The organism is Tenacibaculum piscium, from assembly GCF_021390755.1.
GTDB lineage: Bacteria > Bacteroidota > Bacteroidia > Flavobacteriales > Flavobacteriaceae > Polaribacter > Polaribacter piscius.
Window position 1 is genome coordinate 111,180 of record NZ_JAJGWR010000004.1, and the last position, 23,511, is coordinate 134,690.

At 32.2% G+C, this 23,511-nt stretch carries 18 protein-coding genes and 1 tRNA gene; 8 read left to right on the plus strand and 11 right to left on the minus strand.

Going from position 1 to position 23,511, the window contains the following annotated elements; genetic code table 11:
• Positions 1 to 79: 79 nt before the first annotated feature.
• From L0U72_RS08360 to folB, 5 genes are all read right to left on the minus strand, one after another.
• A complete protein-coding gene (locus L0U72_RS08360) occupies positions 80 to 1,720 on the minus strand; it encodes a S8 family serine peptidase (protein WP_101918571.1) in 1,641 nt (546 codons plus the stop codon).
• Positions 1,721 to 1,730: 10 nt separating this feature from the next.
• Positions 1,731 to 2,576 carry an MBL fold metallo-hydrolase gene (locus L0U72_RS08365; RefSeq protein WP_101918570.1) on the minus strand — a complete coding sequence of 282 codons (846 nt, stop codon included), beginning with the start codon at positions 2,574 to 2,576 and terminating at the stop codon, positions 1,731 to 1,733.
• Between the two features lie 135 nt (positions 2,577 to 2,711).
• Positions 2,712 to 3,689: a hypothetical protein gene (locus L0U72_RS08370; protein WP_233898874.1), complete on the minus strand. Its 978-nt coding sequence runs from the start codon at positions 3,687 to 3,689 to the stop codon at positions 2,712 to 2,714.
• A 123-nt stretch (positions 3,690 to 3,812) separates the two neighbouring features.
• Positions 3,813 to 3,883, minus strand: a tRNA-Cys gene (locus L0U72_RS08375).
• A gap of 125 nt (positions 3,884 to 4,008) precedes the next feature.
• Positions 4,009 to 4,398: a dihydroneopterin aldolase gene (gene folB / locus L0U72_RS08380; RefSeq protein ID WP_101918568.1), complete on the minus strand. Its 390-nt coding sequence runs from the start codon at positions 4,396 to 4,398 to the stop codon at positions 4,009 to 4,011.
• Positions 4,399 to 4,524: 126 nt separating this feature from the next.
• Between folB and L0U72_RS08385 the strand changes: the two genes are divergently transcribed.
• The 6 genes from L0U72_RS08385 to corA all read left to right on the plus strand — a co-directional run bounded on the left by L0U72_RS08385 (position 4,525) and on the right by corA (position 11,285).
• Positions 4,525 to 5,412: a RimK family alpha-L-glutamate ligase gene (locus L0U72_RS08385; protein ID WP_233861572.1), complete on the plus strand. Its 888-nt coding sequence runs from the start codon at positions 4,525 to 4,527 to the stop codon at positions 5,410 to 5,412.
• Complete coding sequence (locus L0U72_RS08390) at positions 5,393 to 6,358, plus strand: succinylglutamate desuccinylase/aspartoacylase family protein (protein WP_193699962.1); 966 nt, start codon at positions 5,393 to 5,395, stop codon at positions 6,356 to 6,358. Before L0U72_RS08385 ends, L0U72_RS08390 begins: the two co-directional genes overlap by 20 nt.
• Before the next feature lie 122 nt (positions 6,359 to 6,480).
• Positions 6,481 to 7,839 carry a DEAD/DEAH box helicase gene (locus L0U72_RS08395; protein ID WP_233898875.1) on the plus strand — a complete coding sequence of 453 codons (1,359 nt, stop codon included), beginning with the start codon at positions 6,481 to 6,483 and terminating at the stop codon, positions 7,837 to 7,839.
• A gap of 305 nt (positions 7,840 to 8,144) precedes the next feature.
• Positions 8,145 to 9,437 carry an aminopeptidase P family protein gene (locus L0U72_RS08400; protein WP_233898876.1) on the plus strand — a complete coding sequence of 431 codons (1,293 nt, stop codon included), beginning with the start codon at positions 8,145 to 8,147 and terminating at the stop codon, positions 9,435 to 9,437.
• A 141-nt stretch (positions 9,438 to 9,578) separates the two neighbouring features.
• Positions 9,579 to 10,211, plus strand: coding sequence for a DUF6973 domain-containing protein (locus L0U72_RS08405; protein WP_233898877.1), 633 nt, complete (start codon positions 9,579 to 9,581; stop codon positions 10,209 to 10,211).
• Between the two features lie 9 nt (positions 10,212 to 10,220).
• Positions 10,221 to 11,285 carry a magnesium/cobalt transporter CorA gene (gene corA / locus L0U72_RS08410; protein ID WP_233883273.1) on the plus strand — a complete coding sequence of 355 codons (1,065 nt, stop codon included), beginning with the start codon at positions 10,221 to 10,223 and terminating at the stop codon, positions 11,283 to 11,285.
• Between the two features lie 382 nt (positions 11,286 to 11,667).
• On the opposite strand, the gene L0U72_RS08415 is transcribed toward corA, so the two are convergent.
• From L0U72_RS08415 to trxA, 6 genes are all read right to left on the minus strand, one after another.
• Positions 11,668 to 12,414, minus strand: coding sequence for a succinate dehydrogenase/fumarate reductase iron-sulfur subunit (locus L0U72_RS08415; protein WP_233898878.1), 747 nt, complete (start codon positions 12,412 to 12,414; stop codon positions 11,668 to 11,670).
• A 9-nt stretch (positions 12,415 to 12,423) separates the two neighbouring features.
• Positions 12,424 to 14,436 carry a fumarate reductase/succinate dehydrogenase flavoprotein subunit gene (locus L0U72_RS08420; RefSeq protein WP_233898879.1) on the minus strand — a complete coding sequence of 671 codons (2,013 nt, stop codon included), beginning with the start codon at positions 14,434 to 14,436 and terminating at the stop codon, positions 12,424 to 12,426.
• Positions 14,437 to 14,448: 12 nt separating this feature from the next.
• Complete coding sequence (locus tag L0U72_RS08425) at positions 14,449 to 15,114, minus strand: succinate dehydrogenase cytochrome b subunit (protein ID WP_101918559.1); 666 nt, start codon at positions 15,112 to 15,114, stop codon at positions 14,449 to 14,451.
• A gap of 590 nt (positions 15,115 to 15,704) precedes the next feature.
• Positions 15,705 to 18,104 (minus strand): ribonucleoside-diphosphate reductase subunit alpha, encoded by a 2,400-nt coding sequence (locus L0U72_RS08430; protein WP_233897625.1) that lies wholly within the window; start codon positions 18,102 to 18,104, stop codon positions 15,705 to 15,707.
• 192 nt (positions 18,105 to 18,296) lie between these two features.
• Positions 18,297 to 19,268 carry a ribonucleotide-diphosphate reductase subunit beta gene (locus L0U72_RS08435; RefSeq protein ID WP_101918557.1) on the minus strand — a complete coding sequence of 324 codons (972 nt, stop codon included), beginning with the start codon at positions 19,266 to 19,268 and terminating at the stop codon, positions 18,297 to 18,299.
• 325 nt (positions 19,269 to 19,593) lie between these two features.
• Entirely contained in the window at positions 19,594 to 19,953 is a 360-nt protein-coding gene (trxA, locus tag L0U72_RS08440; protein WP_101918556.1) for a thioredoxin, read from the minus strand.
• Between the two features lie 208 nt (positions 19,954 to 20,161).
• Here trxA and L0U72_RS08445 point away from each other — a divergent pair, with 208 nt between their 5' ends.
• Both L0U72_RS08445 and L0U72_RS08450 read left to right on the plus strand, forming a co-directional pair.
• Positions 20,162 to 22,330 (plus strand): prolyl oligopeptidase family serine peptidase, encoded by a 2,169-nt coding sequence (locus L0U72_RS08445; RefSeq protein WP_233898880.1) that lies wholly within the window; start codon positions 20,162 to 20,164, stop codon positions 22,328 to 22,330.
• A gap of 229 nt (positions 22,331 to 22,559) precedes the next feature.
• The gene (locus L0U72_RS08450) at positions 22,560 to 23,498 is read left to right on the plus strand and encodes an ABC transporter ATP-binding protein (RefSeq protein WP_193706442.1); all 939 of its coding nucleotides are present in this window, start codon (positions 22,560 to 22,562) and stop codon (positions 23,496 to 23,498) included.
• Positions 23,499 to 23,511 lie beyond the last annotated feature (13 nt).

Genomic DNA, 23,511 nt, shown 5'->3' on the forward strand with positions numbered 1-23,511 from the left:
ACAAAAAAAAAAGAGCATCAAAATAATGCTCTTTTTAAATTTTTACTATTTTGGGTATTTGGATATTTTTTAGAATTGATTATTTTCTTCCATTTACCATTCTATCTGCCATTCTAACTGCGTTGTAAGCATTTACGACACGTCCAGAAACTGATAAATCAGCAAAAGGCACTAAATCTCCCATAGGATTTTCTCTGGTTTGTGAACCTGGTTTTGTTACTAATAAATCAATTTTAGTTCCAGAATTCATTAAAATATGTTTTACCTGACTTGCCGATAATTCAGGATAATACGAACGTACTAACGCTGCTACTCCTGCTGCCGAAGGTGCTGCCATTGAAGTTCCACTAAACTTTTTATATTCACCATCAGGTGTTGTAGAATGTACGTTTACTCCAGGAGCGAACACATCTACATTTATTTTTCCATAATTAGAAAAACTTGCTGGTAAGTTTTTGTTATAATTTGCGCTCATTGCTCCTAATGTTAGTACATTATCTGCAATTTCATTGACTAAATCTGGAGCATCATTTGGAAATGTTTTTTCAACATCGATATTTTTACCATCGTTACCAGCGGCATTTACGATTAATACATCTTTTTTAGCGGCATATTTAATGGCATCATAAACCCATTCTTTATTTGGTGAAAAATCTTTACCAAAACTAGTATTGATTACTTTTGCGCCATTATCAACTGCGTAACGGATTCCTAAAGCAACATCTTTATCATACTCATCTCCATCAGAAACCGAACGAACTGCCATCATTTTTACATTATCAGCAACTCCATTCATTCCTATTTGGTTATTACGAGTTGCCCCGATAATACCAGAAACATGCGAACCATGTGCTTCTCCTTTTTTAGAATGTCCTGTATTAGCATCACCATATCCTGGTTTATCCTTAATATCGTATGGGTTATCACCTACAACTGCACGATAATCTGTTTTTAAATTATCACCTGCAATTACGCCTTGTGCTTTGATAATTCCATTTTCAAAATATTCTTTAGCTTCTTTAAAATCAGCAAAATAGCCTAACATATTACTAGCTAATGCTTTGGCTTTGTTTAAGTTTACATCACTGGTATTAAGCGCTGCAACTGCTTCTTTTGTATAGTCTGATTTTCCAAAATATTTAGTTAAATTTTTATCAGCATCTGCACAGGCTGTTACTAATTTAGCGTATCTATCTTTTGTTTTTTTAGCGGCATCTACTTTTGTTTCTTGCACTGCTTTTACTTCGGATAAAGTAGCGGCATCTACTAAAGAAGGGTTTCTTAAAATACGTTCATATTCCAAGTGTTCTTTGTATGATTTTCCTAAGAAGTTCCAACCATGAATATCATCAACATAGCCATTTTTATCATCATCAATTCCGTTTGCTGGAATTTCTTTTGTATTTACCCAAGCAACATCGGCTAAATCTTCATGTTTTAAGTCGGTACCTGTATCTACAACAGCAACAATAACAGCGGCATTTTTCTTTCCTTTTAAGAAACTGTATGCTTTATCGACACTCATTCCAGGAATAGAATCGGTTGCTAAATCTAAATGTTGCCAATTATCTTTTTGGTAGGTTGTTAGTTCGGCTTTTTTTGCTGAAATATTGACTACAGTATTACTACCTGTAGGCACGGCTATTTTACTTACGGATGAACAACTTGTTAATATTGAAATTGCTACTGCCGAATAAAACATTGGTTTTAAAACTCTCATAATCTCTATCTTAATTAAATATATCTGTAAATTTATAACGTTCTTTTAAACGGACTCCTTTTTCGGTATGCTTAACGGTAATCACCTCATTATAAGCATCATGTTCTAAGAATAAATAAAATTCTTTATCGGCAGCTTGGTTTAAAAAAATTCTTTTTTCTTCTATTGATAGTAAGGGTCTGGTATCATATCCCATAATATATGGTAATGGAATATGCCCTACGGTTGGCAATAAATCGGCCATAAAAACGATGGTTTTTCCTTGATATTGAATTTTAGGAAGCATTTGTTTTTCGGTGTGTCCGTCCATAAAAAGCACCTCAAAATCGAGTTGATTTTGTTGATTTTTTTGGATAAAATTTAATTGTCCATTTTCTTGAATTGGTTGTATATTTTCTTTTAGAAACGATGCTTTTTCACGAGGATTTGGTTGTGTTGCCCATTTCCAATGTTCTTGATTGCTCCAAACTTTGGCATTTTTAAAAGCGGGCATATAGCCTGTTTTATCGGTATTCCATTGAATTACGCCTCCACAATGATCAAAATGTAAATGTGTTAAAAACACGTCTGTAATGTCATCTCTATGAAAACCGTGTTTTGCTAAGGAAGTATCTAAAGAAAAATCGCCAAACATAGCATAATATCCGAAGAATTTATCGGATTGTTTATTTCCAATTCCAGTATCGATTAAGGTAAGTCGATTACCATTTTGAACAAGCATACATCGCATACTCATGGAAATCAAATTATTACCATCAGCAGGATTTGTTTTTTGCCAAATCGTTTTAGGAACTACGCCAAACATAGCGCCTCCATCTAATTTAAAATTACCAGTTTCTATTGAAAAAATTTGCATACTTACAAAGATGCAGCATTTTAAGGAAACTTTTTGTTAATAAAAACAAAAAAAGACGTTCTCTTTAGAACGTCTTTTAAAAAAATTGAAATTTTTATTTTTTAAAGCTTGCTTTTTTTTAATGAATTAGGATATTTATTCGTTTTCGTTCAGGGCTAATAAAAATCCGATTGTAAAGTTAGCATCCCAATCAAATACAAATCTTTTGCATCCTGTTTCTTCTGCAATTGCTTTAAAGATAGTTAATCCGCTTGCGACTTTTTTCCCTTTTCTTTTTACGACATCATCATAACGACTTACATCTGGAGTTAGCATGGTAAACCTATTTTTATCCGTTCTAAGAGCTTTTGCCATATTATATGGTACACCTCCGATAATAAAGCATAATGATTTTTTTCCTTTAGGAATATGTGCAGCGATGCTTTTTATTTCTTTCGAAACGGTACTATCTGGTATATTATTTTGAAAATATTTAGATCCATAAGAATTTTCACCAACTATTTCTTTCCCTTGATAATATGAAATTTTAGTATTTCCAGAACCGATATCTACTACATAAGCGATGCTTTTAAAATTATTTGGTAAAACAGCTTTCAACGCATAAATCCCTTCTTCTTCTGCGGTAACTTCGTTAACTACATATCCGATGGTTTTTAATTGATTGATAATAATTTTAGACGTATCTGATATTTTTGCCCCAGAACTTACCACAAAATGAATATCTTCGGATTTAACGCCGTATTCAATAATTGATTGAATATAATTTTTAAGTTTTTTACTCACTTCATTAACATTTGTCATTCCTTCTAAAATAAGGCTATTTCCAAATTCTTTACTGATAACTTCGTAGTTACTATCTTTATCAACCTTAACAATAAAAGAGTTAAAACCAGAAGCGCCTAATTCTACGACACCTTTTAAGGTTCCGTTAACAGGTTTTTTTGGTGTGTAATTAAAGCTTGCTACTTTGTCTTCTTTTTGATTATCAACAACGGTTTTAAGTTCTTTTTTTGCTGATTCAGGCGTTTTTTTAGCTTCGGATTTTTCATCTCCACAAGCGCCTAAGAGAAATAAACCTAAAATAATGAAGGGTACTAATACTAACTTTTTCATAATAATAATTTAGGAACAAATATACTTTTTTTGATTTTTTTAACAATATTTTTACATGAACTTATTGTTAAGTTTTTGAGCAAAAAAAAACCTTATAAATCAAAAGACTTATAAGGTTTTGAGAGGTGTCTAGCGGATTCGAACCGCTGTACATGGTTTTGCAAACCATTGCCTAGCCACTCGGCCAAGACACCTTTTAATAATTAAGACTGCAAATTTACATTTTTTTTTTAAAACTTTCCTTTTTTTATAGAAATTTTTATAAAAATGTTATCAACATTATAGCAATACTATGTCAACAACTTATAAACATTTTACGTTAATAGGTACGTACATCTTTTAAAATAATTACGACTTCGGATACATTTCCTCCGATTGGCGGATTAATTTTAGCAACACTAACTTCTGCTTGTTCAACAAGTTGAATTTCTTTGAAGATTCTGTTTAAAATACGCTGTGCAACGTGTTCTAATAATTCCGAACGAATTGCCATTTCTTCTTTTACAATATGATTTAAATGGACATAATCGACCGTATCGGCAAGTTTATCTGTTTTTGATGATTTTTGTAAATTCGCTTTTACCTCAATATCCACACGATATTCTGAACCAATTTTAGCTTCCTCTTCTAAACATCCATGGTTTGTAAATAATCGAATATTATTTACACGTATCGTTCCCGTCGTTTGCGTCTTTCCAGTCGTTTCCATAATTTTCACCTAATTTGCAATCAGAATTTTATTAAACTTATAAACACAAAAATACACTTCTTTTTTTTAAATAAATTTTCACTCGAAAAAAACAGTAATTTTGTCTAGCATCAATACTTCAAATTTATGACTATTTTTATACTTTCTGTAAGCGATCAAATATATTCTACCCAAAGAATATACCAAGAAGCAAGTCGCTCAGGACATACTGTTAGCGTAATTAATCACTTAAAATGTAGCATAAAACTTACCAATGGAAAATCAGCAATTATTTATAACGGTAAAAATATTATTGATATTCCTGATGTAATTATTCCTCGTATTGGTGCTGGTGCCACGCGACATGGCTCGGCAGTCGTTAAAGAATTTGAACTAAATGGCGTGTATAGTACGGCAAGTTCTTTAGGAATTTTACAAGCTCAAAATAAAGCGACGACGCTACAAATAATGAATCAAAAAAAAATTCCGATTCCAAATACTTTATTTTCAGTGAATCCTGAAAATATTGACCAGCAAATTAAAGCATTAAATGGCGCACCAATCATTATAAAACTTCAAGAAGGAACACACGGTTCTGGCGTTATTTTGGCAGAAAGTAATCAATCAGCAAAATCAATTATCGATACCTTTTACAATGCAAATACAAGCGTGTTATTACAAGAATTTATCGCCGAGAGTAATAGCCAAGATATTCGAGCTTTAGTTGTTGGAAATAAGGTTGTATCAGCAATGAAAAGAATAGGTAGTAAAGATGATTTTCGCTCCAATATTCATCAAGGAGGACGCGGTTGTAAAGTTTCCTTATCCGAAGAAGAAATTACCATGGCCATAAAAGCAACAAATTATTTAAATTTGCCCGTTGCTGGAGTCGATTTAATACGCTCTAAAAGAGGCGCTTTATTAATAGAAGTCAATTCCACACCAGGTTTACAAGGCATAGAAACCTATACAAAACAAAACATCGCCAAAGAAATTATTAACTTTTCAGAAAAAAATGTTCACACAAAATTTTAAAAATCAAACCATCGAAATTCAAGGACAACGTGTTGGTTTAGGCGAATCTAAACTTATTAAAATTCCGATCGATAGATTGCCAACAGGTACGCTTATCGAAATTCCTGTGTATGTTTTTAACGGAAAAAAACCTGGTCCAAGTATTTTATTACAAGGCGGTTTACACGGTGATGAAATAAATAGTATCGAACTGGTACGAAGAATGTTAATCGATAAATCCTATAAAATTAACCAAGGATGCGTTATTGTAATGCCGTTATTAAATATTTTTGGATTCTTAAATTTGTCTCGAAATATGCACGGTAAAGATGTAAACAGAAGTTTTCCTGGAGCAAAAAATGGCTCTTTAGCGGGAAGAATGGCTTATTATCTTATGAAAGAATTAGTTAAAAATGTCGATTTTGCCATCGATTTTCATACAGGAGGCGCACAAAGAAGTAATTTTCCGCAAGTACGATATACGCCACAAGATACTCGTGCTTTTCAATTAGCAAAACTATTTAATGCACCTTTATTATTTGAATCAAAACTGATTCCAAAATCATTTAGAAATCAATGTTTTAAAAATAATATTCCCGTAATTGTATATGAAGGAGGCGAATCGTTACGCTTAAATGAACATGCGATTCAAGAAGGAATTAACGGAACATTACGAGTTTTAAAACATTTTAACATGATTTCTCAAACCATTGAAATTCCTGAAAATACAAGCATTCTTATCAGTAAAAAACGAAAATGGATTCGTGCTAAAGTTGCAGGATTATTTAATCCGACAGTTAAAAATGGAGCATTTGTTTTAAAAGGACAAGTTTTAGGACATATTATGGATACCTATGGTAAAACAAATTTTCCTGTAAAAGCACCCGATAATGGCTATATTATCGCTAAAAATAATTTCCCAATCGTAAATATGGGCGATGCGTTATTTCATTTCGGAAATGCGTAATAATTTATCAAAAAGAAGCCGAAATACTACTAAATTTATTAAAAACACACCTATAAATAAATAGCAGTATCTTTGCATCTTCATAGAAGTGCTTATTTTAGAGTATTTCTGAAATAATATATATGACATTTAAATCTTTAGGATTATCCGATGCACTATTAAAAGCCATCGAAGAAAAAGGATACGATACCCCATCACCAATTCAAGCAAAAGCAATACCACCTATTTTAGAAGGGAAAGATGTATTAGCTTCAGCACAAACAGGGACAGGAAAAACAGCAGGATTTACACTACCTGTTTTACAGCGTTTAGCAGAATCTAAACATCCTAAATACAGACCCGTAAGAGCATTAGTGCTTACACCAACAAGAGAACTTGCCGCGCAAGTTCATGACAATGTAAGAGAATATAGTAAGTATTTAGACATCAGATCGACCGTAGTTTTTGGAGGTGTAAAAGCTGCAAGCCAAATAAGAACGTTACGACAAGGAGTCGATATTTTAGTTGCCACTCCTGGTAGATTGTTAGATTTACACGATCAAAAAGCAGTATCATTTAACAGAATAGAAGTGCTTATTTTAGATGAAGCTGATAGAATGTTAGACATGGGTTTTGTTAGAGATATTAACAAAATCATTAGTTTTATGCCTGCAAAACGTCAAAACTTGATGTTTTCTGCAACATTTTCAACAGAAATTAAACGATTAGCTTCAGGGATTTTAAGAAATCCTGTTTCAGTAGAAGCAGAACCTGAAAATTCAACTGCCGAGAAAGTTTCTCAAAAAGTATATGCAGTAGATAAAGGTCAAAAAACAGAAGTAGTTATCAACTTAATTAAAGAAGGTAACTGGAGTCAGGTTTTAATCTTTACAAGAACGAAACACGGTGCAAATAAATTAACTGAAAAGTTAATAAAAGCAGGGATTTCAGCAGCGGCAATTCATGGAAATAAAAGTCAAGGAGCTCGTACAAAAGCATTGGCAAATTTCAAGAATAATACCAACCGAGTTTTAGTAGCTACTGATATTGCAGCCCGTGGAATTGATATTCCTTTATTGCCACACGTTATCAACTTCGAATTACCAAATGTACCAGAAGATTATGTACATAGAATTGGTAGAACAGGTAGAGCAGGTGCAAAAGGTGAAGCGCTTTCATTAGTTTGTAGCGAAGAAACGGAGTATCAAAAGGAAATAGAAAAAATATTAAAGCAAAAGTTAAAAACCGAAATTATTCCTGGGTACGAACCTAGAGATACTGCAGGTCCTAAAAGAGCTGCTACACAAAAGAAGGGGTCTACTGCTAAGAAAAAAGGCGTAGGCGCGAGTCATAGAGGTGGTAGTACTGCTGCAAAACCAAAAAGACAGCGTCCTACTAATAATTCAAGAAGCAACTCAGGAAGTTCTTCTAGAGGAAATTCATCAAAAGGTAGTTCTTCTAGCAATTCTGAAAGTTCATCAAGAAGAAATACAAGAAGATAATTTTTTTTAACTTCTTATAAAAATACTAAAACCTTCAAAGTTTGATTTTCAAATTTTGGAGGTTTTTTTTGGAGCTATTTCCCGCTTTCCGCACTCGCTTTTTTTATTTTTTAAAAAGAAAAATAAAAAAGAGCTCAAACAATTGCTACAATCGGGGCTAGGGATTTTAACTATCTTTAAACGATAGAACAAAACAACTTACAGCTTATTAAAAAAAATTGAAAATCATAAAAAAACACCACACTACAACAACTTTAACCCCAAGTTTTAAGTATTTTTGAACAAGAATTTTAATTGTTAGCATTATGAAATACGACCAAATAAACAGTAACTTATTTATCAAAAATCGCAAAAACTTTATGGCACAAATGAAGCCAAATAGTGTTGCTGTTTTTAATTCAAATGACGTGTATCCTGTAAGTGCAGACAGCATGCTTCCTTTTGAACAACATCGCGATATTTTCTTTTTAAGTGGCGTTGACCAGGAAGAAAGTATTTTACTTTTATTTCCTAATTGCCCAAAAGAACATTTACGTGAAGTATTATTTGTACGTGAAACAAATGAACATATTGCGGTTTGGGAAGGTGCAAAATTAACCAAAGAAAAAGCTACAGAAACTAGCGGAATCAAAAGCGTATATTGGTTACAAGATTTAGAAAAAGTACTTGCCGAAATAATGGCACTTGCCGAAAATGTATACATAAACACCAATGAACATTACCGCGCATCAGTAGAAACAGAAACTCGTGAAGCGCGTTTTACAAAATGGTTATTAGCCAAATATCCTGCACATTCTGTGGCTAAAAGTAACCCGATTTTACAGCATTTACGCTCTTTAAAAGACCAAATTGAATTAGATTTAATTCAAAAAGCCTGCGATATTACCGAAAAAGGATTCAGACGTGTGTTAGATTTTATCAAACCTGGAGTTTGGGAATATGAAATTGAAGCAGAATATATTCATGAATTTATCAAAAATAGATCAAAAAGATTTGCCTACACGCCAATTGTAGCTTCAGGAAATAATGCGAACGTATTGCATTATATTGAAAATAATCAACAATGTAAAGCGGGCGATTTAATTTTGATGGATGTTGGTGCACAATATGCCAATTACGCTTCCGATATGACTAGAACCGTGCCTGTTTCTGGTCGTTTTTCAGAGCGTCAAAAAGCAGTGTATAATGCGGTAAACCATGTAAAAGATGAAGCTACTAAATTATTAGTTCCTGGAACTATTTGGGCTGATTATCATAAAGAAGTGGGTAAAATAATGACTTCAGAATTGTTAGATTTAAAATTAATCGACAAGGCTGATGTTCAAAATGAAGACCCAAACTGGCCTGCATATAAAAAATATTTTATGCACGGAACTTCGCACCACATGGGCTTAGATACCCACGATTACGGATTATTACATCAGCCAATGCAAGCAAATATGGTATTTACCGTTGAGCCTGGAATTTATATTCCTGAAGAAGGTTTTGGTATTCGTTTAGAAGACGATGTGGTAATTCAACAAAATGGTGCTCCATTTAATTTAATGCGTAACATTCCTATTGATGCTGATGAAATTGAAAGTATTATGAATAAATAATAATTTTATTTAAAAGACTATTCTGAAAATAAAGCTTAAAAATTAACAAGAAAATTGTACAAGAATTACAAGGGGCTAAAACCCCTTGTTTTTTTGCTTGAAAACTAAAAAAAATAAAATTATTGCTAAAAATAAAATGTTATGATTAAAAAAAATGTACTACTTATTTTACTATTTACCAGTTGCTTGTCTTTTTCACAATCTAACTGGAAAAAATTTAAAAAATTATCTTCTGCAAAAAAAATATGGATTATTTTTCATCCATTTAAAGCTAAAAAAGCACAACAGATTTCTAAAAAAGCGTATAGAGTTGCCGATTCTATTAAAAAATCGCCAGTATTAGATGGCGATGGTGCAGGCGGGCAAGTTGATGCCTTTCGTCATGCCTTTTGGATGGCTAGTTTGCGTCAAGAAATAGGAAAAAATGCCGCTCGTTCTTTAGGAAAAGCACACGAAAGAGAAAATTATAAAACTTATAAAAAACGAAAACTAGAAGATGGTGTTATTCCTGATAAAATAGCAACAACTATGGATTTGTTTAATAATAATATCGGGTTATCGCTTAGTAAAAAAGGAAAAATAATTCCTCCAAAAAAATTAATCCATAAAGTGATAAAAGCTATTAAAAATGGAAGATTAAAAATCATTAAAAAAGATGCTAACGGAAATTTCTTAACCTGTAATAATACACCAATTTCTGAAAAATCATTAAAAGGAAAATGGGAAAATAATAAGTGTTTAGTTGCTTCTAATCAAGTAAATCAAAGAAAATAAGCGTAAAGAATGGCACGAATTATCAAAAAAAAGAAACAAGATATTGGGCTATCTCCTGATGAATTAATTTTTAGAGGAGAACAAAAAACCGAAGAAATTTTATTCCGAGTTATTGATTTTGACGCACAAAATCTTACCGAAAATACCACTAAAAAAGTAAAAGACCTCAGCGAATTACAACACAGCGATAGCGTAACTTGGTTAAATTTAGATGGATTGCATAATATGGCAGTAATGCAAGAAATAAGTAGTGTTTTTAAATTTAGTCCGCTCGTGATGGCGGAGGTTTTAAATACAGACGCAAGACCTAGAGTTATCGAATATGAAAACTGTACTTTAATAAGTATTAAAATGTTAATGCTCAATGAAAAAAATGGAAAAACAACAGTAGAAAACCTAAGTTTAATACTCACTGAGAAACTTTTATTTTCATTCCAAGAGCAAAAAGGAGATGTCTTTGAACCTGTACGAGAACGCATCAGAAAACAAAAAAAGAGAATTCGAACAGCAGGAACGGATTATTTAACCTTCGCCCTATTGGATATTGTGGTTGATAATTATTTATACGTACTAGGTTTTTTAGGCGATAAAATTGAAACTTTAGAAGAAAATTTATTAATAAACCCAACGCAGAATATTATTACTGAAATAAATAATTACAAACGAGAACTCAATTTTTTACGAAAAAATATAAAACCAGCTAAAGAAATGATTTTTTCATTAGCAAAAACAGATACCGATTTTATCAAAGAAAATACCTATATCTACTTTAAAGAATTAGAAGATAATATTAGTCAAGCCAATGATGCAACAGATAATTATCGAGAAATATTGTCAGATCAATTAAACATATATCACACCACTATAAGTAGTAAATTAAACGATATAATGCGATTTTTAACCATTTTTTCGGTTATTTTTATTCCATTAACTTTTATCGCTGGTATTTACGGAACAAATTTCGAATACATTCCAGAACTATCTTACAAATACAGTTATTTTATAATGTGGGGAATAATGTTGGTTACTGCCATCGCAATGTTGTTGTTTTTCAAAAATAAAAAATGGTTTTAAGAACTCTTTAAATGTGATGTTTTTTAATTAAAAATCTACAAATCACTTAAAACCAACACTTAAAAAATAAGAAGAAATCAAGAAGTAAAATTGACCTATTTTAGATAACAAAAACAATATGTTTTGTTAACTTTTACTATACTTTTAACAGTAAATAGCACTGTATATTTGTAGTGTTATTATGTGTAGCATCCCCCCAACGCTAATCCCCCCACGATAAATAATAACACATATAAAGGAAGCCTAACGTAATTGTTGAGGTTTTTTTTATGCTTAATTTTCAGTACTATTTTTTGTAGATTTTCTAAATTTATAAATCAAAAAAAACCTGAACAATTTTATTGCTCAGGTTTTTTTAATAAATTATATTTTGATACCGAGTTTATCCTTTTAAACTCGCTTTCATAAATTCGCTATTCATACGAGCGATGTTTTCTAATGAAATTCCTTTCGGACATTCCACCTCACAAGCTCCTGTATTAGTACAGTTACCAAAACCTTCTGCATCCATTTGAGCTACCATGTTTAATACACGATCGGTAGCTTCAATTTGTCCTTGCGGTAATAACGCATATTGCGATACTTTAGCTCCAACAAATAACATTGCAGAAGAATTCTTACAAGTTGCCACACACGCTCCACAACCAATACAAGTTGCTGCATCCATTGCGTCATCAGCATCTTTTTTAGGAATTGGAATTGAATTGGCATCTTGGGTATTTCCTGATGTATTTACAGAAATATATCCTCCCGCTTGTTGAATACGCTCGAAAGACGTTCTATCAACTACTAAATCTTTAATTACAGGAAATGCTGCTGCTCTAAATGGCTCGATTGTAATGGTATCGCCATCTTTAAACATACGCATATGTAACTGACAAGTAGTTACTCCTCTATCAGGACCATGAGCTTCACCGTTAATATACATAGAACACATACCGCAAATTCCTTCACGACAATCATGGTCAAATGCAATAGGCTCATCACCTTTATTGATTATTTGTTCGTTAAGTACGTCCATCATTTCTAAGAAAGACATATGCTCAGAAATCTCGGTTACTTGGTAATCGACCATCTTTCCCTTATCACTTGCGTTTTTTTGACGCCAAACTTTAAGTGTTAAATTCATAATATCTTCTTATTTGTATGAACGTTGTTTTAATTCAATATCGTTAAACTCTAATTCTTCTTTGTGTAAAACTGCAGCAGAAGGTTCTCCTTTGTATTCCCAAGCAGCAACATAAGCGTAATCTTTATCATTACGTTTTGCTTCTCCTTTTTGAGGACCATCAATTTCTGCAGATTCTTCTCTAAAGTGACCACCACATGATTCTTTTCTATCTAAAGCATCTTTGGCGAATAATTCTCCTAATTCAAGGAAATCAGCCACACGACCAGCTTTCTCTAATTCAGGATTCATTTCGTTTGCATCACCAGGAACTGTTACGTTTTTCCAGAAATCTTCACGCAATGCTTTAATTTCAACCATTGCTGATTTTAAATCTTTTTCATTACGAGCCATTCCACATTTTTCCCACATTATTTTTCCTAACTTCTTGTGGTAATAATCTACAGAATGTGTTCCTTTATTATTGATAAAGAAATTTACACGCTCGGTAACTTCTTTTTCAGCAGCTACAAATTCTGGTGTTTCTGTTGAAATTTTTCCTGTTCTAATATCTTTAGATAAATAATCTCCAATAGTATAAGGCAATACGAAATAACCATCTGCTAAACCTTGCATTAATGCAGAAGCTCCTAAACGGTTGGCACCGTGATCAGAGAAATTTGCTTCTCCAATACAATACAATCCATCAACAGTAGTCATTAAGTTATAATCAACCCAAACACCACCCATTGTATAGTGGGTTGCAGGATAAATCATCATTGGTGTTTTATACGGGTTTTCATCTACAATTTTCTCATACATTTGGAATAAGTTACCATACTTTGCTTCTATGATAGCTTGTCCTAATTCGTATACTTTTGCTTCTGAAGGATTTGTTATATGCTGTAATTTTGCTTGTTCTTTTCCGTAACGAGCAATTGCCGATTTAAAATCTAAATACACTGCTTCACCAGTTGCATTTACTCCGTAACCAGCATCACAACGCTCTTTTGCTGCTCTTGAGGCAACATCACGAGGTACTAAGTTACCAAAGGCAGGATATCTTCTTTCTAAATAATAATCTCTTTCTTCTTCTGATAATTGCGTTGGTTTTTTACGACCTTCTCTAATTGCCAGTACATCTTCCATGTTTTTAGGAACCCAAATACGACCGTCATTACGTAATGATTCTGACATCAACGTTAATTTCGATTGATAATCACCTGAACGAGGAATACACGTTGGGTGAATTTGCGTATAACAAGGATTTGCAAAAAATGCACCTTTTTTATGGATTTTCCAAGCTGCCGTTGCATTTGAACCCATCGCATTTGTTGATAAGAAATATACATTTCCGTATCCACCAGTAGCAACAACTACGGCGTGTGCTGAATGACGTTCAATTTCACCTGTAATTAAATTACGAGCGATAATTCCACGCGCTTTTCCATCAACTTTAACAACGTCTAACATTTCATGACGATTGAACATTTCAATCTTTCCACGAGCAATTTGACGGTTCATAGCCGAATACGCACCTAATAATAATTGCTGTCCTGTTTGTCCTTTTGCATAAAAAGTTCTAGAAACTAAAACTCCACCAAATGAACGGTTATCTAACAAACCACCATAATCACGAGCAAAAGGAACTCCTTGAGCTACACACTGGTCAATAATATTTGCCGAAACTTCAGCCAAACGATATACGTTTGCTTCACGTGAACGGTAATCTCCTCCTTTTACAGTATCGTAAAATAATCGGTAAAAAGAATCACCATCACCTTGATAATTTTTTGCTGCATTAATTCCTCCTTGTGCTGCAATTGAATGCGCTCTACGAGGAGAATCTTGATAAGCAAATGCTTTTACATTATAGCCTAATTCGGCTAAGGTTGCAGCAGCAGATCCACCAGCTAATCCTGTACCAACAACAATAATATCAATATTACGTTTGTTTGCAGGATTTACTAAATCAATCTTATTTTTATAATCTGTCCATTTATCTTTAATTGGACCTTTTGGTACTTTTGAATCTAAAGCCATACTTGTTTCGTATTAATGATTGAAATGATGAAATAATGCAATAATGATAAATCCTACAGGAATACCAATTGCATACACTTTACAAAATGTTTTCAATCCTTTAGTGTATTTGTTATTAGCTCCAACCGATTGGAATGCTGAAGTAAAGCCATGTAATAAGTGTAACGCTAAGAAAACAAAAGCTACGATATATGCCACAACTCTAAGTGGATTTACGAATTTTTCTTGCAATTCATGAAAATAGCGGGTTGGATCTTCTGGCAACATAGCAATATACTTATGATTGATTTCTGGAAACCAAAAATCAATAAAGTGTAATACTACGAATGCTAAAATTGCCGCACCAGACCAAATCATATTTCTACTCATCCAAGTAGAATTTGCTGCTCCGTTATCTTTCGCATAACTTACATTAGTTGCACTGTTGTTTTTTACTTCTAAGACGAATCCCATTACAAAATGAAAAACGACACCAAAAATTAAGACAGGTTGCATCACGTATTGAATTAACGGGTTAGTTCCCATAAAATGAGATAACTTGTTAAAGGTTGCTCCCTTGTCAGGAAAAATTGAGGTGATGTTTATTACAAAGTGTTGCAATAAGAAGAACATCAAGAAGAAAGCCGAAAGTGCCATGGCAAATTTTCTTCCAATAGAAGATTTTAATAATCCCATTATTTTGTTTGTTTATTTAAATAATATTCTAACAAATTTAAGGGGTATTCACATCTTTTACAAGCTTTAACAATTCTTTTATTTAACATTTAGAATTGGTTTAAATAACGCTTACTTTTTTATAATTTTAGATGATATTTCACCTATTATTTACACGATAAAACATCAAAAAAACAAACGAAAATCAACTAAAAACAAATTGAAAAATACGTAAAAAAGAACTAAAAATAAAGTAATTAGCAATTATTTATCCGCCGTAACATCTATTAATAAATAGCTATTTAGACTGTTCTTTATAAACTATATTTTGATGTTGTTTTTGTAACTGAAATTTAAAATAAAATCGCCAAAATTTTAACAAATTACTATTTTAAACCAAAAATAAGTAATCAAGAATTTAAATTACGTAAAAAAAACGACTTTTGAAAAACGAATAAAAACACTCAAAAAAGACTTAAAAAATGTTTTTTTGAAAACTCTTAAATTCTCTTTAAATTTTATCTGAAAAACTTTTTAAAAAATAATCAAAATAAAAAAGAGAAGCCTTTCGACTTCTCTTTAATTATAATTTTGACTTTTAATTTCTCTTAATTCTAAGAACCACACATTAGGCAATCATCTTCTTCTACCGTATTTTTTGAAGCGTCTACCATTGCTTTAAATTCCTGAGGACTCATTGCTTTATCTTCGGTGATAACATCTGCAGTTTTATCAATATTTAAAGTAAATTGCTTTGCATTTACTGCCGATTTAGTACGTAAATAATACATTCCTGTTTTTAATCCAGCTCTCCAACCGTAGAAATGCATAGAAGTTAATTTTGCATAATCAGGATCTTTCATAAATAAATTTAACGATTGAGATTGATCGATAAAATAACCTCTATCACGTGCCATATCAATGATATCTTTCATACTCATTTCCCAAACCGTTCGATATAAATCTTTTAAATCCTGTGGAATAGTAGCAATATGTTGGATAGATCCGTTTGCACGCATAATATCTTCTTTCATTGAATTATCCCATAAATTTAGAGCTACTAAATCTTCTAATAAATGTTTGTTTACCACAATAAATTCACCAGATAATACTCTACGCGTATAAATATTAGACGTATATGGTTCAAAAGCTTCGTTATTTCCTAAAATCTGAGAAGTAGATGCTGTTGGCATTGGTGCTACTAATAACGAATTACGAACACCATGTTTCATTACATCTTTACGTAAATTACTCCAGTTCCAACGTCCACTTAAGTCTTCTTCTTTAATTCCCCACATATTGTGCTGAAATTCTCCTCTAGACATTGGTGACCCTTTAAAGGTTGAATATGGTTCTTTAGCTTTTGCAATTTCCATTGATGAAGTTACCGCTGCAAAATACAAGGTTTCAAAAATTTCTTGATTTAACTTTTTAGCTTCATCCGAAGTAAAAGGCATGCGTAACATAATAAACGCATCGGCAAGTCCTTGAATCCCTAAACCTACTGGACGGTGTCTCGTATTTGAGTTTTCGGCTTCAACAACAGGATAATAATTTTGATCAATTACTGTATCGAGGTTTCTGATAACCTTTTTGGTTACTTTATATAATTTCTTATGATCGAAAAACGTAACACCATTTTTATCTTCTCCAACAAACATTGGTATTGCGATAGATGCTAAATTACATACTGCTACTTCATCTTTAGCCGTATATTCCATAATTTCGGTACATAAATTTGAAGAACGGATAGTTCCTAAATTCTTTTGATTCGATTTACGGTTTGCAGCATCTTTGTATAACATGTACGGCGTACCTGTTTCAATTTGCGATTCTAATATTTTCTCCCATAACTCACGTGCTTTGATGGTTTTTCTACCTTTCCCAGCCGCTTCATATCCTGTATATAAACGCTCAAATTCTTCCCCATAAGTATCAAATAAATTAGGGCATTCTTGCGGACACATTAATGTCCAATCAGCATCTTGCTGTACACGTTCCATAAATAAATCAGAAATCCACATGGCATAAAATAAATCACGTGCTCTCATTTCTTCTTTCCCGTGATTTTTCTTTAAATCTAGAAATTCAAAAATATCGGCATGCCAAGGCTCTAAATACATCGCGAAAGAACCTTTACGCTTTCCGCCTCCTTGATCTACATAACGAGCGGTATCATTAAACACCTTTAACATCGGAACAATTCCGTTTGAAGTTCCGTTTGTTCCTGCAATATAACTTCCCGTAGCACGGATATTGTGTAACGATAAACCAATCCCTCCTGCCGATTGTGATATTTTTGCAGTTTGTTTTAACGTATCATAAATTCCTTCGATACTATCATCTTGCATCTGCAATAAAAAACAAGACGACATTTGTGGTTTTGGCGTACCTGCATTAAATAACGTTGGTGTTGCATGGGTAAAATATTTTTTACTCATCAACTCGTAGGTTGCGATTGCTTCGTTAATATCTTCTTTATGAATACCGATTGAAACACGCATCAACATATGTTGCGGACGCTCTACAATAATGCCATTTAATTTTAATAAATACGAGCGTTCAAGTGTTTTAAATCCGAAGTAATCATAATTAAAATCACGTCTATAAACAATCGCAGTATCTAATTTATCAGCATTTTTCATGATGATTTCATAAACATCATCGGCTAATAAAGGTGATTTTTTTTGAGTACGAGGATTCTCATATTCATATAAATCAATCATCGTTTCAGAGAACGATGGTTTGGTGTTTTTATGTAAGTTTGATACGGCAATTCTTGCTGCTAATTTAGCATAATCAGGATGTGCAGTGGTCATTGTTGCAGCAACCTCAGCGGCTAAATTATCTAATTCTATAGTGGTTACGCCATCATATAAACCTTCAATAACACGCATCGCTACTTTTACAGGATCTACGATAGGGTTTAATTCATAACACATTCTTTTAACCCTTGCTGTAATTTTATCGAACATTACAAGCTCCTTTTTCCCATCTCTCTTGGCTACATACATATTTTTTTTATAGTTTTAATTTGATTGATAACGCTACGATAACACTATATAAATCATGCACATATATAATAATATTGTGATCTAATATATAGCGCTATCGTAACGTATATCGTTTAATAAAATTTGTTTCTTTTTAAAGAAACTTGTGGTAAAAAATTACTACTTGTAGGGGATTAGCAGTAGTATTGTTCTCTAAAAATCAGCATCAAAACTGATATCTCCTGTACCTCCAGAAGAAACACCTGCTTTTTGGTATTCTGATACTCTTTTTTCAAAGAAATTTGTTTTTCCTTCTAAAGAAATCATTTCCATAAAATCAAATGGATTGGTTGCATTATATTCTTTATCGCAACCAAATTCTAACAATAATCTATCGGTAACGTATTCTAAATACTGCGTCATTAATTTGGCATTCATTCCAATTAAACTTACAGGTAATGATTCTGTAATAAACTCTCTTTCAATAGTTAAGGCATCTAAAATAATTTCACGAATACGTTCTTTAGATACTTTATTAACAATGTGATGATTGTGCAAATGAACTGCAAAATCACAATGCATTCCTTCATCTCTGGAAATTAATTCATTAGAGAAAGCTAATCCTGGTAATAATCCTCGTTTTTTCAACCAAAAAATTGAACAAAACGATCCTGAAAAGAAAATACCTTCTACGGCTGCAAAAGCAATTAAACGTTCTGCAAACGAATCTGATTCGATCCATTTTAAAGCCCAATCTGCTTTCTTTTTTATGGCTGGAAAAACTTCAATTGCTTTAAATAATTGATCTTTTTCTGCTTCATTTTTCACATAACTATCAATTAATAATGAATATGTTTCTGAATGTACATTTTCCATCATTATTTGAAAACCGTAAAAGAATTTTGCTTCTGAATATTGTACTTCATTCACAAAATTTTCTGCTAAATTTTCATTTACAATTCCATCAGAAGCGGCAAAAAAAGCTAAAACGTGTTTAATAAAATAACGTTCGTCTTCCGATAATTTAGTTTCCCAATCGATAACATCCACGGATAAATCAATTTCTTCGGCAGTCCAAAAACAAGCTTGTTGTTTTTTATACCAGTCCCATAAATCATCATGTTGAATTGGAAAAATTACAAATCTATCTTTATTTTCTTGTAAAATTGGTTCGATGCTTGTCATTATATATGTGCTAAATTGTGATAATTTGATTCGTTATTATGTTCTCTAAAAAATCTTTAAATATTCTTTATAAAGAACTTTACAAAGGTCTTAAAAATTGCTAAAATCCGAAAGCTTTACTTATTCACAAATCCCTTGAAGTTTTCAACAAATTGAAAAAAAAGTAAAAAACAGGAGGTTTTCTACAAAAGAATAACATCCTTAAAAACAATCATTTAAAAACAAAAAAATAGCTTGAAGTGTGATACTCACGCAGTTCGCTATTTTACTTTTTTAAGCCAAAAAAAGTGATGTTAAAACATCACTTTTTAACTTAAAATAAACTTTATTTTTCAACTTTTAAAACATCTCTTATAATTTGTACTAACTGGGTCTTTGGCAATGCTCCGTTCGCCATTTGAGGCGCTTCACCAACAGGGCAAAACAACATTGAAGGAATACTTCGAATATCGAAAGCCGCAGCTAATTCTTGCTCAGCTTCCGTATCAATTTTATAGATATTAATTTTTCCTGCATACTCATTACTTAATTCTTCTAAAACGGGTGCTAATGCTTTACAAGGACCACACCAATCAGCATAAAAATCAATTAATGCAGGTTTATCGCCTTCAAATTTCCATTCTTTATGTTCTTCGAAATTAAATACTTTTTTTAAAAAAGTTTCTTTTGTTAAATTTTCTGTCATGCTATATCGTACTAATTTTTTATTCTTTTTTTACTGATTTTTCACTCATTTTAAATGTTGAAAATTTTCAATTATAAAGATAGTCGTTTTTTTTGTTTAAAATTACAGCTGTATTAACTTAGTATCAGTTTGTGTTAAAGTCATCTTAAAAAATAGGCTACTATTTCTTTTTTCTACTAACTTTGAAACAATTAACCAACCTTATACTATGAAAAAAATACTTTTTTCTATTTTTTGTATCAGTACTATTTTGATGTCTTGCAAAAAAGAAAAGCATTCTGAAAAAGATATTCAAAAAAACACTCAAAAAAACACAATGTTAAACTATCCTAAAACCGCTAAAAAACCGATTGTAGATGATTATTTTGGAACAAAAGTAACCGATAATTATCGTTGGTTAGAAGATGATAAAAGTAGCGAAACCGAAAATTGGGTAAAAGCCGAAAATGACGTTACTTTTACTTATTTAAGTAAAATTCCGTATCGTGAGCAACTAAAAAATAGGTTATCAGAATTATGGAATTACGAAAAATTAGGAACGCCTTTTAAAGAAGGTGACTATACCTATTTTTATAAAAATAATGGCTTACAAAATCAATCAGTTTTATATAGAAAAAACTCCGAAGGAAAAGAAGAAGTTTTCTTAAATCCAAATACTTTTTCTGAAGATGGAACAACTTCATTAGGTTCTGTAAGTTTTACTAAAGATGGAAGTATTGTTGCCTATTCAATTTCTGAAGGCGGAAGCGATTGGCGAAAAATTATTGTTTTAAATACCCAAAACAAAGAAATTATTGGTGATACTTTAATTGATGTAAAATTCTCTGGAATTGCTTGGAAAGGCAACGAAGGTTTTTATTATTCTAGCTACGATAAACCTGAAGGAAGCGAATTATCAGCAAAAACAGACCAGCATAAATTATATTATCATACTTTAAATACGCCACAAAAAACCGATAAAATTATTTTCGGCGCAACATCCGAAGAAAAAAACAGGTATGTTGGCGGTTCTTTAACCGAAGATAACAAGTATTTACTTATTTCTGCGGCAACCTCAACATCAGGAAATAAATTATTTTTAAAAGATTTAACAACTCCAAACAGCAAGTTAGTTACCATTACCGATACTTACGATAACGATACGTATCTAATTGACAGCCGTGGCGATAAATTATATTTAGTAACCAACTTAAATGCACCAAATAAAAAAATAGTAACGGTGGATGCTAAAAATCCGATACCAGAAAATTGGACAGATTTTATTGCAGAAACTCAAAATGTATTATCGCCATCAACAGGAGCAGGATATTTTTTTACAGAATATATGGTTGATGCCGTTTCTAAAGTTTTACAATACGACTTTGATGGAAAATTAATCCGTGAAGTAACACTTCCAGGCGTTGGTGCTGTTGGTGGTTTTGGCGGAAAAACAAAAGCCAAAGAAATCTATTTTTCATTTACAAACTACAATACACCAAGCTCATCATATAAATTTAATCCAGAAGATGGAACGTATATTTTATCTTGGAAACCTGAAATTTCTTTCAATGCTGATGGGTATCAAAGTAAACAAGTATTTTATACATCAAAAGATGGAACAAAAGTTCCGATGATAATCACCTATAAAAAAGGCTTAGAATTAAACGGTAAAAATCCAACTATTTTATACGGTTATGGCGGATTTAATGTCAGTTTAACACCTGCATTTAGCATTGCAAATGCCGTTTGGATGGAACAAGGCGGAATATATGCCGTTCCTAATTTACGTGGTGGTGGCGAATATGGTAAAAAATGGCACGATGCAGGAACGCAATTAAAAAAACAAAATGTCTTTGACGATTTTATCGCTGCTGCCGAATATTTAATCAATCAAAAATATACTTCTTCTGATTATTTGGCAATCCGTGGAGGCTCAAACGGTGGTTTATTAGTTGGCGCAACAATGACACAGCGTCCCGATTTAATGAAAGTCGCTTTGCCTGCCGTTGGCGTTTTAGATATGTTACGTTATCATACGTTTACTGCGGGTGCAGGTTGGGCGTATGATTACGGAACATCTGCCGATAACAAAGAAATGTTCGATTATTTAAACGGATATTCTCCTGTACATAATGTAAAAAAGATTACATATCCTGCTACAATGATAACGACTGGCGATCATGATGATCGTGTCGTTCCTGCCCACAGTTTTAAGTTTGCGGCCGAATTACAAAACAAGCAACAAGGCGAAAATCCTGTATTAATTCGTATTGAAACAAATGCGGGTCATGGCGCTGGAACTCCCGTTGCTAAAACTATCGAACAATATGCCGATATCTTCGGATTTACCTTATATAATATGGGATTTGAAAAATTACCTTATCAAGTAAAAAAGTAAAATAGCAATAAAATTCATAAAAAACCGATGCAAAAGTATCGGTTTTTTGTGTTTATAATTTGGGCGTTATCACAAGGGTCGCGCTTTGCGCACTCGCTTTTTTTGAAGAAAAATCAAAAACAGCCCTCAAACAATTGCTTCAATCGCTAACGCGTGCATTTTAACTTAAAACAAAAAGATAAACACAACAGTAACACTATTTTAAAATAGAAATTATATTTTTGCAACTATGCTACAAGTAAACAACATTACATTCGAATATTCCGAAGAAAAAATAATCCTAAAAAACATCAATTTCACCCTTCAAAAAGGAGAACATTTATGTGTAATGGGCGCAAGCGGTTGCGGAAAATCAACTTTATTAAAAGCCCTTTACGGATTATTAGATTTAAAAAGTGGAACTATTTTTTATAATGATTTTCAAATTCTAGGACCTGAATATTATTTAGTTCCTGGCGTCGATTTTTTTAAATACGTAGCCCAAGACTTCGATTTAATGCCCTTTACTTCCGTTAGTGAAAATATTAAAAAATTCTTATCTCGTTTTCATCCCGAGGAAGCTCAAAAAAGAACCAACGAGTTATTGAATATTATTGAAATGACCGATTTCGCCAATACAAAAGTAGAAAACCTAAGCGGTGGACAAAAACAACGCGTAGCAATTGCAAAGGCTTTGGCTAAAGAACCACAATTATTATTACTTGATGAACCTTTTAGTCAAATTGATAATTTCAAAAAAAATTCACTGCGTAGAAACTTATTTAATTATCTGAATAAAAAGAAAATTACTTGTATTACAGCCACGCATCAAGGAACAGATGCTTTGTCTTTTGCCGATCATGTTATTGTTCTTCAAAATGGGGAAATAATTGCAAACGATACGCCTCAACATTTGTATCAAAATCCAAAAATAAAATATGTTGCGTCTTTATTTGATACCGTTAACGAAATTGTTATCAATCAAAAAGAAGTAGAAAAAACTGTTTTATTATATCCACATCAAATAGAAATTGTAGCAAATTCAGCACGTAAAGCTGTGGTAAAAGAAGTCTATTTTAAAGGTTCTCATTGGCTGATAAAAGTAATCTATAACAGTAGATTTGTCTTTTTAAAGCATCCTACAAAAATGGAAATTGATGAAATAGTTTCACTGAAGTTTAAAATTTAATTTTTTATTATGG

Excerpts from the sequence above, each read along its gene's own strand:
- L0U72_RS08400 (WP_233898876.1), top strand. The coding sequence starts at position 8,145 with ATGAAATACGACCAAATAAACAGTAACTTATTTATCAAAAATCGCAAA.
- L0U72_RS08370 (WP_233898874.1), bottom strand. The coding sequence starts at position 3,689 with ATGAAAAAGTTAGTATTAGTACCCTTCATTATTTTAGGTTTATTTCTC.
- L0U72_RS08390 (WP_193699962.1), top strand. The coding sequence starts at position 5,393 with ATGTTCACACAAAATTTTAAAAATCAAACCATCGAAATTCAAGGACAA.
- trxA (WP_101918556.1), bottom strand. The coding sequence starts at position 19,953 with ATGACAGAAAATTTAACAAAAGAAACTTTTTTAAAAAAAGTATTTAAT.
- L0U72_RS08395 (WP_233898875.1), top strand. The coding sequence starts at position 6,481 with ATGACATTTAAATCTTTAGGATTATCCGATGCACTATTAAAAGCCATC.
- L0U72_RS08385 (WP_233861572.1), top strand. The coding sequence starts at position 4,525 with ATGACTATTTTTATACTTTCTGTAAGCGATCAAATATATTCTACCCAA.
- L0U72_RS08445 (WP_233898880.1), top strand. The coding sequence starts at position 20,162 with ATGAAAAAAATACTTTTTTCTATTTTTTGTATCAGTACTATTTTGATG.
- L0U72_RS08405 (WP_233898877.1), top strand. The coding sequence starts at position 9,579 with ATGATTAAAAAAAATGTACTACTTATTTTACTATTTACCAGTTGCTTG.
- L0U72_RS08415 (WP_233898878.1), bottom strand. The coding sequence starts at position 12,414 with ATGAATTTAACACTTAAAGTTTGGCGTCAAAAAAACGCAAGTGATAAG.
- L0U72_RS08430 (WP_233897625.1), bottom strand. The coding sequence starts at position 18,104 with ATGTATGTAGCCAAGAGAGATGGGAAAAAGGAGCTTGTAATGTTCGAT.
- L0U72_RS08435 (WP_101918557.1), bottom strand. The coding sequence starts at position 19,268 with ATGACAAGCATCGAACCAATTTTACAAGAAAATAAAGATAGATTTGTA.
- L0U72_RS08360 (WP_101918571.1), bottom strand. The coding sequence starts at position 1,720 with ATGAGAGTTTTAAAACCAATGTTTTATTCGGCAGTAGCAATTTCAATA.
- L0U72_RS08365 (WP_101918570.1), bottom strand. The coding sequence starts at position 2,576 with ATGCAAATTTTTTCAATAGAAACTGGTAATTTTAAATTAGATGGAGGC.
- L0U72_RS08420 (WP_233898879.1), bottom strand. The coding sequence starts at position 14,436 with ATGGCTTTAGATTCAAAAGTACCAAAAGGTCCAATTAAAGATAAATGG.
- L0U72_RS08450 (WP_193706442.1), top strand. The coding sequence starts at position 22,560 with ATGCTACAAGTAAACAACATTACATTCGAATATTCCGAAGAAAAAATA.
- folB (WP_101918568.1), bottom strand. The coding sequence starts at position 4,398 with ATGGAAACGACTGGAAAGACGCAAACGACGGGAACGATACGTGTAAAT.
- corA (WP_233883273.1), top strand. The coding sequence starts at position 10,221 with ATGGCACGAATTATCAAAAAAAAGAAACAAGATATTGGGCTATCTCCT.